The sequence below is a fragment of the Aeromonas sp. 1805 genome (assembly GCF_013085525.1).
Taxonomy (GTDB): domain Bacteria; phylum Pseudomonadota; class Gammaproteobacteria; order Enterobacterales; family Aeromonadaceae; genus Aeromonas; species Aeromonas hydrophila.
Genome location: NZ_CP038515.1, coordinates 2,265,153 through 2,279,227, shown reverse-complemented (window position 1 = coordinate 2,279,227; position 14,075 = coordinate 2,265,153). Strand labels below are relative to the sequence as shown.

Sequence of the window (14,075 nt, the reverse complement as noted above, 5' to 3'; positions counted from 1 at the left end):
ACAGCCACCAGGGAGAAAGAGAGAAAATCAGCCAGATCTGGCGGGCTCTCACACTGACCCCTCGTGCCTCTTTACAGATGGAAAATCAGCATCGACTATAAGCGCCATCCACTACAGGGAAGCGCGGGTTGATGACATACCAGGAGCTGCAGGCGGCCTACGACAAGCTGCTGCAGGAGAACGAACGGCTCAAGCGGGTCGCCGAGGATGCGCGGGAGAAACTGGAAGCCGCCATGGACGGCACCGGCCTGTGCATCTGGCAGAACCATGTGCCCACCGGCAAGCTCATCATCTTCAACCGCCGCTGGGGCGCCATGCTCGGCTACCAGCCCAAGGAGCTGTCGGCCCACTTCGACGTCTGGCGCGAGCACCTGCACCCGGAGGACAGGGAGCGGGTACTGCAGGCCTTCTTCGATCACCTGAGCGGCAAGAGCCCGTTTTATCAGGTGATGCACCGGATGATCGCCAAGGATGGCAAGACCACCTGGGTGCTGGACCGGGGCCGGGTGGTGGAGCGGGACGCACAGGGCAACCCCATCCGGGTGATGGGCACCCACATCGACATCACCCATGAGAAAGAGTACGAGCAGCAGCTGGCCCAGCTCGCCCACCGGGATCCCCTCACCGGCCTGCTCAACCGCACCGCGCTGCAGCGCCAGTTCCCGCAGGAGTACCAGGCGATCTGCTTCATCGATCTCGACGACTTCAAGCAGGTCAACGACAACCTGGGCCATCGCGCCGGCGACGAGCTGCTGATCGCCCTCACCCGCCGGCTGCGCGACTGCTGCGAGGAGGGGGTGAAGATAGGCCGGCTCGGCGGCGACGAATTCGTGCTGCTGCTGCCCTGGACCAGCGAGGATCCCCGCACCAGCCACCTGGCCCGCCAATGCATCAACGCCATCTCCACCCCGTTCGAGCTGCCCAACGGCGACGCCTCGGTGGGATTGAGCATGGGGATTGCGGCGATCCGGCCACAGGATGATTTCAGCACGGCGCTGGCCCGCGCCGACCAGGCCATGTATCGGGTCAAGCGCAGCGGCAAGCGGGGTTTTTACGTCTCCCAGCCGAGCGGTCAGCCGCTGCTGGATCAGGAGCAGGTCAACGAACGGGGGCTCGGCCACCAGCCTCGCTGCTGACGGCCAGGCTCAGCTGCGCTGCCAGCGCCGCAGCAGGCGCCCGCGCAGGCCGCAATCGAGCAGCCAGCTGTTGTCGAACACCCGCAATAGCGCCGGTTTGGCGTGGCGAGACATGGCCACCGCGTGAAAGCGGGTCTGCTGTTTGCGCTGGCGGTTCATCCGCTCCAGCAGGCTGTGGGGCAGGCTCTGGGCGATGAAGTCGGAGACCACCAGCACGTCCGCCTTGGCAAAGGCGGGGTCATCCAGCTTGATCAGGGCCTTCTCGAGGCAGGGCACCAGATCGGTGCCACCGTGAAAACTCATGGAGAGGAAGCGCTCCGCCTTGTCGAGCCCGGTGTCGGCGGTGATCTCCAGGGTCGCCACCTCGGTGGAGAAGAGCATCAGGTAGCAGCCCCGCTTCTCGTCCATCGCCACCTTGAGCAGCGCCAGAAACAGCGCCTTGGCGCACTCCTCCGGGTATCCCCCATGGAGCCCGAAGTGTCGATGCAGACGATGAAGGGCCCCCGCTGCTGCAGCTGCCGCCCGCCGAGTTCCGGGGTGCGCAGCATGATGCGCTGACGCGGCAGGGTGCCGCGCGACTGGTAACTGAGCAGACGCCGCTCCAGATAGCGGCGGTAGAACTCCAGTTCCAGCTCAGGCAGCGCCAGCATCACCGCCTCGCTCGGCAACAGTCGCATCAGATCGCTGGCCGGGTGAATGCCCACCAGATCGTCCGGCACATCGTCGGTCTGCACCTCCTCCAGCTCGTGCACCTGCACCGGCGGCACCGGCGAATCGTTGGCCCGGTTGTCCTGCTGGCTGCGCCCCAGCAGGTTGGCGATCTCCGCCAACAATGGCTCGCGCTGCAGCATGCGGGCATACTGCTTGACCAGCACCAGGCTGCGCTTGTGCCAGCTGCCCTGTGCCAGATCCCACAGCCCGCCGGCGGAGATCTGGTTGGGATCGAGCGCATCGGCCAGGGTACGGCTCGCCAGCAGCTGATCTTCTATCTCCTGGCGCTGCTTCTCCCGCTCCGCCTCGGCGATCTGCTGCTGCAGCTGCAGCAGGCTGCCCACCAGGCTGGTGCGCCACTTCTCGATCAGCAGCTGGCGCTGGCTGTCGGTGGGGTGGGCCATCAGCTGGCGCACCAGGCTGCGCGCCTCGCCGGCGAAGGGACTGTACTGCTCCAGCCCGTCCAGCAGCGCCGGCAGGCACCCCATCAGCTCGGCCAGCGGCAACCCCTTGTGGGCCTGATAGAGGCGATACTCCTGCTCCAGCGCCACCGGCACCGGCTTGTGGCGCATCTCCTCCCCCAGCTGTTCGCTCCAGCGGCGGATCCGCTTTTGCAACAATCTGCCCTGCAGCGGGGAGCGCTTGATGAACTCGGAGATCTTGGGGGTGGAGGCCAGCAGCAGCGCCATCTCGCCCGCCAGCTCCCCCTCGCCGATGAGCAGCCCCAGATCCATCATGCCGATCTCAAGCATGGCGACCTCCGCCGACCAGGCTCACCACAGCCCCTTTCGCGCTCGCCATGGTTCAGGCGTCCAGCTGCGGAAGCCGGTCGTGCCAGTGGCTGAGGTCGGTGCGCAGCTGGTCCAGATCCCGGTTCAGCACGAAGAAGCTGTCCTCCACCTGCTGCAGCCAGTGGCGACCGATGAAGAGGTGCTGCTGATGGCGCTCGAACAGGTTGCGCTGACGCTTGAGCTCCTGCGCCAGCACGCCGGCTTCTGCCAGCAGCCCGGTCAGGGCGGCCTGCCAGGGGGCGATCACCACCTCGGGGATGGGGTTGCGCTCCACCAGCACCAGGGGGATCCGCTGGCGCTGCAAGTCCAGCACGTGCAGGCGCAGTTCGTCGTCCAGCACCAGCTCGTAGTGACCCTCCTTGGGGTTGCCGAGCGGCCAGCCCACCAGCGCCTCGCCGGTGGGATGCCAGTGGGAGAGCAGGGTGCGGTCGAACACCAGCGTCTCCACCAGCCGCTCCGGATCGTCGCCATCCAGCGCTGCCGGGGTGAGCAGGTGAAAGTGCGCCAGCTTGCCAAACGGGCGGGCGTTGGCCAGCGGGATCTGGATGCCGCGGGCGCGGCGCCCGAACCACTGCTGGCGCTTTCTGGCCTTGCAGCACAGGCGCTGGGCCACGCTCTGCCTGAGCTGCTTGAACTGCTCCCGCAGCCCCATCAGCTGACGGGTCATCGCCAGCTGCTGATAGCCGTAGAGGCGGGAGAACTCGGTCATCATCTCCAGCAGGGCGGTGCGCGAGGCCTCGTCATGCCAGAGGCAATCCTTGAACAGCAGCAGATCGAGCGGGGCCACCTCGTCGCGGCCATTGAAAAAGGCGCTCGCCTTGATGAGCCTCACCGCCTTCTTCCAGCGCCGATCCGACACGTAGCAGCTGTGGGCCAGCTGGCTGTCGAGCTGCTGGCGCAGCTGATAGATGAGCTCGAAGCAATCGTCCGGCAACCGGATCCGATCGATCTGCTCCTGCCACTCCAGGTACTCCTCGCCGTGGATCTGCACCGAGGGCGGCAGATTCTGGTGGGATTGGCCGTCGCTGGCCAGCATGGCCTGGAAGTTGGCCTTCTCCTGCACCCGGTCCATCCAGATCCGCACCAGCATCCGGTCGTAGAGCGCTTCCAGCCCGCTGTCGGGGGCCGGCAGCTCGTTGGAGGCGGTCACCAGCAGCCGCATGGGGATGGGGTGCTGGCTGTCGCCGTTGCGAAACTGCCGCTCGTTGATGGCGGTGAGCAGGGTGTTGAGGATGGCGGGGCCTGCCTTCCAGATCTCGTCGAGGAACACCACCTCGGCCTCCGGCAGGTAGCCGGCGGTGAGTCGCAGATACTTGCCATCCTCCTTCAGCGCCTGAATGGAGAGGGGGCCGAACACCTCCTCCGGCGTGCTGAAACGGGTCATCAGGTATTCGAAGTGGCGGGCATCGAAGAAGGCCAGCTTGAGACGCCGCGCGATCAGGCTCTTGGCGATGCCGGGCGGGCCCAGCAGAAACACGCTCTCGCCGCACAGGGCCGCCAGCAGACCGAGCCGCAAGGCATCCTGGCGCTCGTAGAGCCCCTCGCCGAGGGCCGACAGCAGGCGTGGCAGGCGCTCGTGAATGGGGGCGAGACGAAGATTCTGTGATGCTAAAGGTGGCATAGGCACACTTCCGATACTGGAGTTTTCTGGAACCGGCACACCCGCGACGCAATCGAAGGTTCCCTGTCCTGCTTGTTGGATTGTCGGGAGGCCGCCTCTGGCTCGCTCCAGCCGGTTGCCGAGCGCCGGGCCGCCTCACCTGGCTAAAACATACCGCAAAAGATGCAGCAAAACGCGTTCGAGTGTACCCTGCGCAGAGCTTTTTTCATCAATGCAGATCAAGACTGAGTCATCGTCCATGCAAGATCCAGTGCAGCTGAGCACGGCGCGGGAGCCCACCCCCGCGCAACCTGACCAGGCATCCGGTCGCCTGCGGCAACACCTGCTGGCCCGGATGGGCATCCCGAGCTGGCAACTGCGCCGGCCAGCCCTGCTGGCGGGCCATCAGGTTGCGCCCGCGCCGGCCAATGAGATCCAGGCAAGCGAGCAGGCGGCAGCCCCCGCCTCGGCCGTGCCGAGCGAGCCGCCAAGCGGAAAGCTCTGGATCCTGGCGAGCCGGCTGCCCGCCCCCGGCCTGCTGGCGGATCTCTGCCAGCTGCTCGGCATCGGCAGCGACGAGGTCAGCCTGCTGAGCAGCCTGCCCGTCGGCCACACCCCGCCCCTGCTCTGGCTGGAGGCGGCCGATCCCGCCTGGCCAGAGGCCCTGATCTGCCCGCTCGCGCCCAGCCCGGCCCAAAAACGGGCGCTGTGGCAGCAGCTCAAGGGGCGCCTCGGCTGAGTGCCGAGCCCCACCCTCTCTTCGTTCAGCCGCCCCGACCCGGAGCCACCATGGTGCAATTTCGTCCCCTGCTCGAAACCGACTTCGAGCTCATCTACCCCATCGAACAGGCTGCCCACAAGGAGCCCTGGAGCCAGGCCAACCTGCTCTCTTGCTTCGGGCCGCGCTACCTCAACGGCTTGCTGCTGGTCGACGGCCAGCCGGCCGGTTTCTACATCTCGGATCTGGTGGCGGGCGACAGCTCGCTGATGAACATCTGCGTGCACCCCGACTTTCAGGGCAAGGGGCTGGGGCGGGCGCTGCTCAGGGAGTACCTCACCCGCAGCAAGGCCAACAAGGCCGAGGCCTGGTTCCTCGAGGTGCGGGCCGGCAACAGCACCGCCATCAGCCTCTACGAAAGCGAAGGGTTTGCCGAGTACTGCCGGCGCGCCGACTACTACGGCACCGGCCAGGATCGGGAAGATGCCGTGCTGATGTCCCGCCTGTTCGACTTCGGCTAAGCCGCCGCGCTACATCTGCGGCACTACATCTGCAGCACTACAGCAACGGCGCGTTGTCGAGGGCCGGATCCTGCAGGCTCTGAGTGGTGTGCAGCACCGCCTCGAACCCGGCGGCGGAGAGCGGCATGAAGAAGCCGCGCTGCCAGGTCACCCCGGGCATCCAGATCTGCTGGATATCCACCACTATCTTGATGGGCTTGAGCGGCTCGCCCGGCTGCTGCACATAGATGCCGGGCGGGGTCGCCACTTGCGGGAAGCGGCGCAGAATGTGCTCGCTGCCATCCCCTGCATCCGGGTTGAGGCGCACCTTCACCAGCCGGGCCAGCACCGGCGCCATCTCCGCTGACTGCCACAGGGTGGTCTCCAGCAGCTTGCAGCGCCGGCATTTGGCGCGCTCGATCACGTAGAGCAGCGGATAGCCCTTATGCAGGGCCAGCTGCTGCGCCTGCGCGTAGCCCTCGGCGCCGCTCAGCCAGGGGTTGTCCTCCTCGCTCCCCGTGCCTCCCAGCGTAAACCAGAGCCCGCCGGCCCCCGCCAATAACAGCAATACCCCGGTCACCACCCCCTTGATGCCGACACTCATTGTTCACCCTCCCTGAATGGCTCCGCATGTCTGCCCCCATCATGCCTCAAGCTCACCCTAATTGACGACTTTGTGATCCAAGACAAATGGCGAACACTTGTAAGCTGTAATCTTAGAGTTTAAACTCCAGCGCGATTTTTCAGTGCCCCTTAGGGCGTACAACTGTTACTTGAGGATGTCTGACTGATGCCGAAACACCACCTGGTTCGACTGATGCGGGAGCGTATCGCCCGGCTTGGCAACAAGGCCGCCCTGCGCGTACAACAGGATGGCCAGTGGCGTGCCATCGGCTGGCGTACTCTGGGACAGGCCATGGACTACTGTGCCCAGGCGCTGATCCGCGCCGGCCACCAGCCCACCGAGATGGTCGGCATCTATGCCCGCAACATGCCGGAGTGGACCCAGGCCGATCTCGGCATCCTGGCCGCCCGCGGCGTCAGTGTCCCCATCTACCCCACCAGCACGCTCGATCAGCTGCGCTACATCGTCAAAGATGCCGGCATCAAGGTGCTGTTCGTCGGCGAACAGCCTCAGTACGACCAGGCGCTGCAACTGATTGAAAGCGGCGAGATCCGCCAGCTGGTCGCCCTCGACGGCAGCGTCAACCTGCGCGGCTGCCCGCAGGCGAGCCACTTCCAGACGTTTCTGGTCTCCGGCAATCACCAGCCCAGCGAGCAGGTATTGCGCGAGCGCGAGAGCCAGTACCGGATGGATGACCTGCTGACCCTGATCTACACCTCGGGCACCACGGGTGAGCCCAAGGGGGTCATGCTCGATTTCGCCAACATCGCCGCCTGCTTCGAGATGCACAACAGCCGTCTCGATCTGAACGAGCAGGATGTGTCGCTCTGCATGCTGCCGCTCAGCCACGTGTTCGAGCGGGCCTGGAGCTACTACGTGCTCTATTGCGGCGCCGAGAACGTCTACATCCGCGATCCGCAGAAGGTGATGGATGTCATCGGCGAGGTGCAGCCCACCGTGATGTGCGCCGTACCGCGCCTCTACGAGAAGGCCTACGCCATGATCCAGGCCAGGGTGGCCCAGGCCCCGCGTCTGCGCCAGGCCCTGTTCGGCTGGGCCACCAAAGTGGGCAAGCAGATGGTCGCCACCCGCCAGGCGGGCAAGACCGCCTCGCCGCTGCTCTACGGCCAGCTCTGGCTCGCCGAGCGACTGGTATTTCGCAAGCTGCGCGCTCGTTTTGGCGGCCGCACCCGTTTCCTGCCGGTGGCTGGTGCCCGCCTCGCCGACGAGGTGAACTTCTTCTTCCAGGCCATGGGGCTCAACCTCAAGTACGGCTACGGCATGACCGAGACCACCGCCACCGTCTGCTGCTACGAAGACAGCCAGTTCAAGCTGGGCTCCATCGGCACGGCGCTCTGCGGCATCGAGGTGAAACTGGGTGAGAACAACGAACTGTTGGTGCGCTCCCCCACCGTGATGCGCGGCTACTACAACAAGCCGGAAGCGACCGCCGAGGTGATGACCGAGGATGGTTTCCTGCGTACCGGCGATGCCGGCGAACTCGACAGCGAAGGCAACATCTACTTCACCGAGCGCCTCAAGGAGCTGATGAAGACCTCCAACGGCAAGTACGTGGCCCCGCAACTGGTGGAAGGCACCATCGGCAAGGATCGCTTCATCGAGCAGATCGCCATCGTCGCCGATGCCCGCCACTTCGTGTCGGCGCTGATCGTGCCCTGCTTCGAGTCGCTGGAGGAGTACGCCCGCTCCATCAACCTGCAGTACCAGTGCAAGACCGAGCTGCTGCGCCACTCCAAGGTGGTGGAGTTCTTCGAGGCACGCATCCAGGATCTGCAAAAAGAGCTGGCCAAGTTCGAGCAGGTAAAGAAGTTCACCCTGCTGCCGAGCGCCTTCTCCATGGAGCTGGGGGAGCTGACCCCGACCATGAAGCTGCGCCGCAAGATCATCGAGTCCAAGTACCAGAGCGAGATCGAGGCCATGTATAACCATGTCTGAGTACAACCACGTCTGAGACCGCTCGGGTTCAGGGAAATAAAAAAGCCGCTTCAAGAGCGGCTTTTTGCTGTTTGTCCGTTGCTTACGGCAACTTGACCAGCGGCTGGTCACGCAGTTCGGTAGGGCGACCGGCCTGGATCTGCTCCACTCTGGCCAGAGCCTGCTTCACCTCGTCGGCGTTCTGCAGCAGGTGGTAGGTCAGATCGAAGGTCTTGGTCTCCCCCGGCTGAATTTTGGGGACCAGCCCCAGCGGGCGCTGGTACTTGGTGCTGTAGGCATAGCTGGTGCCGGGTTCGATGCCGGTCACATAACCCTGGGCCCGGGTGTCGGTGTTCTTCCACAGGGTCAGCACCGGCAACTGCCTGGTGTTGTAACCCACCGCCACCCCGGCGCTGCCTGCCCGGTTGTTCAGCACCGCCAGGGTGTTGCCCTCGGCGTCGCTGTAGGGCACCAGGTTGAACACCATCTCGTCGAAGCCCTTGGTCGGCCCCAGATAGGTTTGCCAGCTCTTCAGCCCCCCCTTGGCGTAGTCGTTGAACGGGGAGATCTGCTTCACCGGGGTGCTAACGCGCGCGCCCTCCTCCAGGATGGGAGCCCCGAAGTTGCCGTGGTAGATGATCTGGTACTCGTTCTCGTAATCGGCGTGGTTGGTCAGCTTGTCCTGCAGGGCAAACTCCGCCTGACCGGGCACGACGCTGAGCTGGGTCCAGGTGACCAGCTCGCTCATCTTGAAGGTGCGCTCGTCCACCCGGCCCCGCACGTGAATGGCGTAAGGCGGCTCTTCGTCTATGGTCACGCTGACCACGGAGGCCGGGATGTTCTGCACCCGGCCGTGCAGACTCTTAAGGCGGCCGTCGTCATCCACTCCCGGGTGACCGGTCCACTCGTAGCCACAGCGCACCAGCATCTCGTTGAAGCCATCGAGCCAGCCGAGCCCGGCGCGGCTCTCCAGATCGATGAAGGCCGGATTGACCACCTCCTTGACCGGCGAATCCCAGCCGAGACGCAGCTCGGCGGCTCTGACCTCCTTGATCCCCATGCCACGGGTCGGGATCAGGGTTATCTTCATCACCCCGTTGTCGACAATCAGCAGGTCCACCCCCTCCTGACGCCCGCCATGCAGCCGTTTCTTCTCGATGCTGAACGGTGCCGGACTCTTGATCCCCAGCTTGTCGCTGGTGATCTTCCAGTCCCCCACATCCAGCCCCTGCTGGGAGTCGGTCAGCAGGAATTCGGCAGCCTGGCCCGAGCTGGCGCCCAGCGCGAACAGTACGGCAATGGAAAGTCTCTTCAACATGGATTTATCCTCGTGTCTCTTGTTTTCGTGAAGGCTGAATCGTTTCAGTGATCGAGAAATTAGGCGGCAAGCCCATCAGACTCAAGCGGAAAAAGAGGAAAATGTGAGCCGATTGACAATAAAAACGCCCATCGCGCTGCTGAAGTGAAGGCTGACTCACAGTTATTTTCGGGCCCGTGACGGGCCGACCGCCCACTGGAGACCGCCCATAAAAAAGCCGCTCCGAAGAGCGGCTTGCAGCAGAAGTGGAGCCCGTCAGGCCGGGGTCTTGCTGGTCCCGAAGTAGTCGGCCAGGAAGTCGTCGAACGACAGGCTGTCGCTGCGCTCGCGTTCCCGCTGCTTGGCCAGCGAGTCGCGGGCCTCGCCGGCAAAGTAGGCCTCGTCCCAGTACTGCAGCTCACCGGCCAGCATCTCTTCCCGGTAGCGGTTGGCCAGCTCGTCGCCGAAGCAGCCGTTGTCCTGGCCGCTCTCCAGCAACTGCTTGAGCAGGCGGGCGGAGTAGGTGAGCTCGGGGTTGAGCAGCTTCTCGCGGTGCATCGCCAGGGTCTCGCGGTAGCGGTTGCGACCGCAGCAGCGATCCAGCAGCGCGGCGACCTCGGCCAGCTCGTCGAACAGCTTGAGGCCGTACTCTTTAAGGCCGATGGCATGACCCTGCTCGTCTTCCAGCTCGAGGCCGGGACGACGCCCCTCCAGCACCACCTTGGTCTGGTTACGGCGATTGCGGGCAATCTCCTCGTCGCCCAGCACCGGGGACGGGCGCAGCAGGCACCAGACCAGGAACAGGTCGAAGAAGCGGATCTGATCCACCTCGATGCCGTACGGGGTGAAGGGGTTCACGTCCACGGTACGCAGTTCGATGTATTCGATGCCGCGCTGCTCCAGCGCATCCGACGGCTTCTCGCCGCTGCGCGGGGTGCGCTTGGGCCGGATCGGGGCGTACAGCTCGTTCTCCAGCTGCAGCACGTTGTCGTTGAGCTGGCGGTATTCGCCGTTCACCTTGACGCCGATCTTGGCGAAGTCGGGATCATGGGTGTTGATGGCGCGACGCAGGCTGCTGACATAGGCCGGCAGGCTGTCGTGGCTGATCTTGAGCCCCGCCTGGGCGCTGTTGGTGTAGCCCAGATCCGACAACCGCAGCGCGGTGGCGTAGGGCAGATAGAGGGTGCCCTTGCCGGTCTTCTGGAATGGCAGATTGCTCTTGCGTCCTTTGAGGAAGGAGTCGCAGATGGCCGGCGAGGCGCCGAACAGATAGGGCACCAGCCAGCCGAAGCGGTAGACGTTGCGGATCAGCCCCATGTACTTGTCGGAGATGAAGCGCTGGCTGCAGCACCCCTCGCACACCAGCTCCTGCCACTCGCACCAGAAGCTGTCCGGCATGGAGAAGTTGAAGTGCACCCCGGCGATCACCTGCATCAGGCTACCGTAGCGGTTCTTCAACCCCTGCCGGTAGAGGGTCTTCATCCGGCCGATGTTGGAGCTGCCGTACTGGGCCAGCCGGATGTTCTCCTCGTCGCCGACGAAGCAGGGCATGGAGAGCGGCCAGATCCGCTCATCACCGAGATGGTGGATGGTGTGACGGTGGATGTCGCCAAGCTGTTCCATCAGGCTGTCGATGGAGTCGGTGGCCGGCGTGATGAACTCCAGCAGGCTCTCCGAGTAGTCGGTGGTGATGTTGGCATGGGTCAGCGCCGAGCCCAGACTGCGGGGGTGATCGGTCTGGGCCAGGGTTCCTTCCGGGGTGATGCGCAGACATTCACGTTCGATCCCGCGCCGGATCCCCTTGAGGGCGGTCAGCCGTTCCGGCGAACCCAGGGCGGTCAACAACTCGGTGAGTGACAAGCTTGTCGTAGTCATATTCACGGCTCATGTGTGGCCGCCCCACAGGGGGGCGGCGCTCTTTATTATGTAGCGCCCTCAGGGCAGCTGCAGCGGATAGATGGGAAGATGAAGCTCCTTCAAGGGTTTTTCAAGCTTTTGCTTGTCCCCCACCACCACAATCACCATCTCGGCCGGGTCAAGCCAGCGTGCCGCACTGGCCTTGAGCGTCTCGGCCGACACCGTCTTGATCAAGTTGTTCTGGGCCTGCACATAGTCCGGCTTCAGGTCGTACATGATCATCTGCAGCAGGAAGCCCGCCTTCTGGCCCAGGGTCTCGTAGGAGAGGGCATCCTGCTGGGAGACGGCACTGCGCATGTAGGCGAGCTCCACCGGGGTCGGCCCGTTCTTGCGGTAGTTGTCCATCTCCTTGAGGAACTGGCGGATGGCATCCACGGTCGCATCGGCCCGCACGTTGGCACCGGTGGCGAAGGTACCCGCCTCCCGGTTGGCGGAGAAGCCCGAGCTGGCACCATAGGTGTAGCCCTTCTCTTCGCGCAGGTTGAGGTTGATGCGGCTGTTGAAGTTGCCGCCCAGGTTGAAGTTCATCAGCCCGGCAGTGAAGTAGTCACCCGTGGTATCGAACGGCATGGCGCGGCGACCGATGCGGATCACCGACTGGGGCGCCCCGGGCTTGTCCACCAGATAGATGCCCGGCTTGGCCTGCTCGCCCGCCGGCTTGAGGCTGCCCAGAGAGGGCTCGGCCCCCTTCCACTGGGTCAGGAAGGCGAGCTGATCCTCCACCTGGGCCTGGGTCACGTCACCCACCACCACCACCTTGGCGTTGGTCGGGTTGTAGTAGTTCTGGTAGAAGCGCTTCACGTCCGCCAGGGTCAGCTTCTCGACATCGGCCAGCACGCCGTCACCCGGTTGACCGAGGCGGTTCTGCTTGCCGTAGACCAGCTCGCGGAATGCCTGACCGGCCAACCACTCCGGCTGCTGCTCGCTCTGCTTCATGCCCTGCAGCATCTGCGCCTTGACCCGCTCGAAGTCGGCTTCGCGCATGCCGGGCCGCTCGAACACCTCGCGCACCAGCGCCAGGGTCTGCGGCAGCTTGTCGGTCAAACTGCTGATGGTGACCAGGTTGTTATACTGGGCGCTGGAGACGCTGACGCTGGAGCCGAGCTTTTGCAGCTCGTCGCTGAGCTGGGCCTCGGTCAGGCGCACCGAGCCCTGTCCCATCATACTGGCGGTGAGGCTGGCCAGCCCCAACTCGCCCTTGCCCTCGGCCCGCATGCCGCCCGGCAGCGCGACCATGATGGAGACGGCGGGAATTTCGTCGCTCTGGGTGCCGATGATCTCGATCCCCTTGTCGAGCTTGCCGTGCCAGATGGCCGGCACCTTGACGCTCACCGCATCGGTCGCCTTGGGTTGCACGCTGCGATCGAAATCGTCTTTCACCGGTCGCTCGGCCAGCACCTTGTCATGCTTGCTGTAATCCGGCAGCTCGCGCTTGGCCGGGGTGAAGTTGGGCTTGGCGGCCTGCCAGTCGCTCTTGCCCTTGGGCACCACGCTCAGTACCACCGCCGGCTTGTTCAGGATGAACTTGTCGTAGGCGGTCTTGACCTGCTCCGGAGTCACCTTGCCGATGGCATCCAGACTCTTGAACACATAGTTGGGATCCTGGGCGAACACCTGACCCATGGCGAGCTGGCTCACCTTGCCGGAGACGCTGTCCAGACCCCAGATGGCCGAGGCGCGATAGCTGTTGATCGCCTTCTCCAGATCCTCAGGCTTGAGGCCGCGACCGGCGAACTCGCCGATCACCTTGTCCACCTCGCTCTTGAGGGTCTTCAGGCTGCCGTCCACCGCCGGGTTGGGATAGGCGTAGACGGTCAGGGTACAGGCCAGCTCCTCGCAGTAGTGGGAGGCGCCCGCATCAATCGCCTTGCCGCTCTTGACCAGCGACTGGTAGAGCATAGAGCTGGCGCTGCCGCCCAGCACGTCGGCAAACATGTCGAGCGCCGGCTCCTGCGGATCGCCGAGCGACACGGTCGGGTAGCTGATGTAGAGCAGCGGCAGGTGCACCTTGTCCTCAAGCGTCACGTAACGGGTCTCGGGCAGGGTGACGGGCGCAGGGGTCGGCTCGGCCACGTCCGGGCCGCGCGGGATGGAGCCGAAATACTGCTCAATCCAGGCCAGCGCTTGCTTGGTGTCGAAGTCACCGCCCAGGGTCAGGGTGGCATTGTTGGGGCCGTACCAGCGCAGGAAGAACTGCTTGAGGTCGTTGACGTCGACCCGGTCGAGATCCTCCACATAGCCGATGGGCTGCCAGGAGTAGGGGTGGGTGCGCGGGTAGAGCGCCTCCCCCACCTTCTCGCTCACTAGGCCGTAAGGCTGGTTGTCGATGCGCTGGGCCCGCTCGTTCTTGACAGTGGCGCGCTGGATCTCGAACTTCTTCTGGCTCACCGCATCGAGCAAGAAGCCCATGCGGTCGGCCTCCAGCCAGAGCACCTTCTCCAGCTGGTTGGCCGGCACGGTCTCGTAGTAGTTGGTGCGGTCCTTGTTGGTGGTACCGTTCATGTCACCGCCAGCTTCGTTGATGATCCGCATGTGCTCCTGATCCCCCACATGCTTGGAGCCCTGGAACATCATGTGCTCGAAGAAGTGGGCGAAACCGGACTTGCCCACCTGCTCGCGGGCCGAGCCCACGTGGTAGGTGACGTCCAGGTGCACCAGGGGATCGGATTTGTCGGGCGCCAGAATGACGGTCAGGCCGTTGTCCAGCTTGTACATCTGGTAGGGAATGCCGAGCTTGCCCTCTTCCTTGACCTGTTCCGACACCAGGGTGGGTGCCGCCAGCACGGGCAGGGAGAAGCCCAGAAGCATGCTTAATGGAATGAGTTTGTTCACGGTTACCTCGTGA

General features: G+C 64.4%; 9 protein-coding genes and 1 pseudogene. 4 read left to right on the top strand and 6 right to left on the bottom strand.

What is annotated here, in order from left to right; genetic code table 11:
* Window positions 1-131: 131 nt before the first annotated feature.
* The gene (locus E5E96_RS10850; RefSeq protein ID WP_171283223.1) at window positions 132-1,136 is read left to right on the top strand and encodes a sensor domain-containing diguanylate cyclase; all 1,005 of its coding nucleotides are present in this window, start codon (window positions 132-134) and stop codon (window positions 1,134-1,136) included.
* 9 nt (window positions 1,137-1,145) lie between these two features.
* On the opposite strand, the pseudogene viaA reads toward E5E96_RS10850, so the two are convergent.
* Window positions 1,146-2,599: pseudogene (gene viaA, locus E5E96_RS10845) on the bottom strand (ATPase RavA stimulator ViaA).
* 52 nt (window positions 2,600-2,651) lie between these two features.
* On the bottom strand, window positions 2,652-4,259 hold the full coding sequence (locus E5E96_RS10840) for an ATPase RavA domain-containing protein (RefSeq protein ID WP_171282133.1): 1,608 nt from the start codon (window positions 4,257-4,259) through the stop codon (window positions 2,652-2,654).
* A gap of 238 nt (window positions 4,260-4,497) precedes the next feature.
* Here E5E96_RS10840 and E5E96_RS10835 point away from each other — a divergent pair, with 238 nt between their 5' ends.
* Together E5E96_RS10835 and rimI are read left to right on the top strand one after the other, a co-directional pair.
* The gene (locus E5E96_RS10835) at window positions 4,498-4,977 is read left to right on the top strand and encodes a DNA polymerase III subunit psi (RefSeq protein ID WP_171282132.1); all 480 of its coding nucleotides are present in this window, start codon (window positions 4,498-4,500) and stop codon (window positions 4,975-4,977) included.
* A 50-nt stretch (window positions 4,978-5,027) separates the two neighbouring features.
* Window positions 5,028-5,477 (top strand): ribosomal protein S18-alanine N-acetyltransferase, encoded by a 450-nt coding sequence (gene rimI / locus E5E96_RS10830; RefSeq protein WP_011704681.1) that lies wholly within the window; start codon window positions 5,028-5,030, stop codon window positions 5,475-5,477.
* 37 nt (window positions 5,478-5,514) lie between these two features.
* On the opposite strand, the gene E5E96_RS10825 is transcribed toward rimI, so the two are convergent.
* Entirely contained in the window at window positions 5,515-6,060 is a 546-nt protein-coding gene (locus tag E5E96_RS10825; protein ID WP_029301987.1) for a hypothetical protein, read from the bottom strand.
* A 186-nt stretch (window positions 6,061-6,246) separates the two neighbouring features.
* Here E5E96_RS10825 and E5E96_RS10820 point away from each other — a divergent pair, with 186 nt between their 5' ends.
* Window positions 6,247-8,037: a long-chain fatty acid--CoA ligase gene (locus E5E96_RS10820; RefSeq protein WP_077095914.1), complete on the top strand. Its 1,791-nt coding sequence runs from the start codon at window positions 6,247-6,249 to the stop codon at window positions 8,035-8,037.
* Window positions 8,038-8,119: 82 nt separating this feature from the next.
* Here the strand turns inward: E5E96_RS10820 and E5E96_RS10815 are convergent, their stop codons facing one another.
* The 3 genes from E5E96_RS10815 to E5E96_RS10805 all read right to left on the bottom strand — a co-directional run bounded on the left by E5E96_RS10815 (window position 8,120) and on the right by E5E96_RS10805 (window position 14,062).
* Window positions 8,120-9,334: an aldose 1-epimerase family protein gene (locus tag E5E96_RS10815; RefSeq protein WP_171282131.1), complete on the bottom strand. Its 1,215-nt coding sequence runs from the start codon at window positions 9,332-9,334 to the stop codon at window positions 8,120-8,122.
* Window positions 9,335-9,589: 255 nt separating this feature from the next.
* Entirely contained in the window at window positions 9,590-11,188 is a 1,599-nt protein-coding gene (gene gshA, locus E5E96_RS10810; protein WP_029301984.1) for a glutamate--cysteine ligase, read from the bottom strand.
* Window positions 11,189-11,248: 60 nt separating this feature from the next.
* Entirely contained in the window at window positions 11,249-14,062 is a 2,814-nt protein-coding gene (locus tag E5E96_RS10805; RefSeq protein ID WP_171282130.1) for a pitrilysin family protein, read from the bottom strand.
* Between the last annotated feature and the right edge of the window lie 13 nt (window positions 14,063-14,075).

Bases quoted from the DNA above. Each gene is read 5' to 3' on its own strand.
- E5E96_RS10850 (WP_171283223.1), top strand. From the start codon at position 132: ATGACATACCAGGAGCTGCAGGCGGCCTACGACAAGCTGCTGCAGGAG.
- E5E96_RS10820 (WP_077095914.1), top strand. From the start codon at position 6,247: ATGCCGAAACACCACCTGGTTCGACTGATGCGGGAGCGTATCGCCCGG.
- E5E96_RS10835 (WP_171282132.1), top strand. From the start codon at position 4,498: ATGCAAGATCCAGTGCAGCTGAGCACGGCGCGGGAGCCCACCCCCGCG.
- E5E96_RS10840 (WP_171282133.1), bottom strand. From the start codon at position 4,259: ATGCCACCTTTAGCATCACAGAATCTTCGTCTCGCCCCCATTCACGAG.
- gshA (WP_029301984.1), bottom strand. From the start codon at position 11,188: ATGACTACGACAAGCTTGTCACTCACCGAGTTGTTGACCGCCCTGGGT.
- rimI (WP_011704681.1), top strand. From the start codon at position 5,028: ATGGTGCAATTTCGTCCCCTGCTCGAAACCGACTTCGAGCTCATCTAC.
- E5E96_RS10825 (WP_029301987.1), bottom strand. From the start codon at position 6,060: ATGAGTGTCGGCATCAAGGGGGTGGTGACCGGGGTATTGCTGTTATTG.
- E5E96_RS10815 (WP_171282131.1), bottom strand. From the start codon at position 9,334: ATGTTGAAGAGACTTTCCATTGCCGTACTGTTCGCGCTGGGCGCCAGC.